Origin of the sequence: Robiginitalea sp. (assembly GCF_049588695.1) — a bacterium.
In the GTDB taxonomy this organism is placed as follows: domain Bacteria; phylum Bacteroidota; class Bacteroidia; order Flavobacteriales; family Flavobacteriaceae; genus Robiginitalea.
Map to the genome: position 1 here is coordinate 1 of NZ_JBAVZJ010000024.1, position 2,526 is coordinate 2,526.

Below are 2,526 nucleotides of genomic sequence, written 5' to 3' on the forward strand. Positions count from 1 at the left end.
TCCTGGCAGAGTTCCACCAACACCCCGTTCGAGGTTTTCGGGTGCAGGAAGGCGACGAGCTTGTTGTCTGCCCCTTTTTTCGGGGTTTCGTTCAAGACGATAAAGCCTTCGCCCTTCAGGCGGGCGATTTCGCTGTGGATGTCCTCCACCTCAAAAGCGATATGGTGGATGCCCTCCCCTTTCTTCTCCAGGTATTTGGCAATAGGGCTATCCGGGCGGGTGGCTTCCAGGAGCTCGATCTTGTTGGGCCCCGACTTAAAAAAGGAGGTACGCACCCCTTCGCTCCCCACTTCTTCCATTTTATAGGCTGGGGCTCCAAAGAGTTTTTCGAATAAGGTGTTGGAGGCTTCCAGGTCTTTGACCGCGATCCCGATATGTTCTATTTTTCGCATTCTCCGGCTTTGTACTGTAAAATTACGCACTTTGTCTGTATTTTTGCCCCATGGAGAGTCAACGACAGAAAAAAATTGCCGGGTTGCTGCAACAGGATCTGGCCGAAATCCTGCAACGCATGGCGAGTGATGCCGGGCTGAAGGGCATCATCCTCTCCGTCTCCAAGGTACACGTGGCCCCGGACCTCTCCAACGCCCGGGTGTACGTCAGCATTTTCCCCACCAAAGAGGCCGGGCCGCTCCTCAAGGGCATACAGGCCGATAAGGTTGCGATTAGGCACGAGCTCTCCCAGCGGACCAAACACCAGCTGCGGCGGGTGCCCGAACTCCACTTTTACCTGGACGATTCCCTGGACTATATCGAGAACATTGAGAAATCCCTGAAAGACGGGGAAGACCCCATAGAAAATCCGGATTTGCTGGATCGCCGTAAAAAATCCTGAGGTGAGGTTTCCACTCTACATCGCCAAAAGATACCTCCGCTCCAAAAGCAGTCAGAACGCCGTAAACATTATCAATGCCGTCACCTTCGCCGTCATCGTTATCGGTTCCGCAGCCCTGTTTATAGTGCTTTCCGGGTTTTCCGGCTTGAAATCCTTCAGCGTTTCCTTTTCCAACACCTTCGACCCGGACCTTAAAGCCTTCCCGACAAGCGGCAAGACCTTTGTCCTGGACCCTGCCACGGCCGAGGCGCTCCGGGCCCTGCCTGAAGTAGCCTCTTTTTCGGCAGAACTGGAGGAGCGAGTGTACCTCACCCATAAACAAAAAAGCAGTATTGCCTACATACGGGGGGTAGACAGCGCCTATTCGCGCACCACGGGTATTGACAGCGCTTTGTTCACCGGGCAGTGGGATCTGATCGGCCAACAAACTGTGACAGGGATTGGCATGGCAAATCTATTGGGGCTTACGGTACAGGACTACCGCAGTCCGCTGATCGTACTGGCCCCCAAACCGGGGAAAGGCGGCCTGGGCAGCGGCGGTTTATCAGAAAAACCCTACAATCAGGTTTCCCTGGTGCTTAGCGGGGTCTATCAATTGGAAAAAAACCTGGATCAGAAATACCTGTTTGCCGAACTCCCCCTGGTGCAATCACTGCTTGAACGGGGTTACGACCAGGTTTCAGCCATCAACTTTAAACTGGCCCCGAAGGTCGACGAAAAAACAGCCCGGGCGGCCATCTCCGAAGTTATGGGGCCCAATATTGAACTTAAAAACCGGAGGCAGCTGAACCAGACGCTCTACCGCATGCTCAACACGGAGAACCTGGCCACCTACCTCATCTTTACCCTGGTCCTGATCATCGCGCTTTTTAATGTGGTGGGGGCCATCATCATGATGATCCTCGACAAACAAGAACACTCCCGCACCCTGTATTCCCTGGGGCTTACCCTGAAAGACCTCCGGCGCATTTACTTTGTACAGGGCGTCCTGGTGACCGCGGCAGGAGGGCTTATCGGCCTGGCCATCGGCAGTGTGCTCATCCTTTCCCAACAGTATTTCGGCTGGCTGAAGATCACCCCTTCCCTGGCCTATCCGGTGTCCTATGAGCTCTTGAATGTGCTTTTGGTGCTGGTGACCATTACGGTCCTGGGCGTGCTGGCAGCGAAGATTGCCAGCAACCGGATCAATTACAAACTACTGAAAAAAGCGTAGGTCCCTTAAGCGAACACATGGCCTGAAAAGGCCTCCAGGGCCTCGTCAAAGGCTTCAAAGACATCCGCAGCGTCGTCGCTGGTCACCATCTTCATCCGGTAGGGTTTAAAGTTCGGGATCCCCTTGAAGTAATTGGAATAGTGGCGGCGGGTTTCTAAAACCCCCAAAGTCTCGCCTTTCCAGTCGATGGACATTTGCAGGTGCCTCCGTGCGGCGGTCACCCGTTGTTCCATGGTCGGGGGCGGCAGGTGCGCCCCGGTTTTAAAAAAGTGTTTGACCTCCCTGAAAAACCAGGGGTATCCTATTGAGGCGCGCCCGATCATCGCCCCGTCCAGGCCGTAATCGTCCCGCATACGCATAGCAGCCTCCGGGCTATCCACATCCCCATTGCCAAATACGGGGATATGCATCCTGGGGTTGTTTTTCACCCGGGCAATCGGTTTCCAGTCGGCCTCCCCCTTGTACATCTGTACCCGGG

General features: G+C 54.7%; 4 protein-coding genes. 2 read left to right on the plus strand and 2 right to left on the minus strand.

Features of this window, described 5'->3' with window-relative positions; all coding sequences use genetic code 11:
* Window positions 1–392, minus strand: a 392-nt coding sequence (gene mce, locus WBV75_RS00380; RefSeq protein ID WP_424118686.1) for a methylmalonyl-CoA epimerase, incomplete at its 3' end; no start/stop codon positions are given.
* Window positions 393–442: 50 nt separating this feature from the next.
* On the opposite strand from mce, the gene rbfA reads away from it, so the two are divergent.
* Complete coding sequence (gene rbfA, locus WBV75_RS00385; RefSeq protein WP_424118687.1) at window positions 443–835, plus strand: 30S ribosome-binding factor RbfA; 393 nt, start codon at window positions 443–445, stop codon at window positions 833–835.
* A gap of 1 nt (window position 836) precedes the next feature.
* Window positions 837–2,048: an ABC transporter permease gene (locus WBV75_RS00390; protein WP_424118688.1), complete on the plus strand. Its 1,212-nt coding sequence runs from the start codon at window positions 837–839 to the stop codon at window positions 2,046–2,048.
* Between the two features lie 5 nt (window positions 2,049–2,053).
* Here WBV75_RS00390 and WBV75_RS00395 read toward each other — a convergent pair.
* On the minus strand, window positions 2,054–2,526 hold a 473-nt coding region (locus tag WBV75_RS00395; protein ID WP_424118689.1), incomplete at its 5' end, for a tRNA-dihydrouridine synthase.

Coding starts and splice junctions, on each gene's coding strand:
- rbfA (WP_424118687.1), top strand. CDS start 443: ATGGAGAGTCAACGACAGAAAAAAATTGCCGGGTTGCTGCAACAGGAT.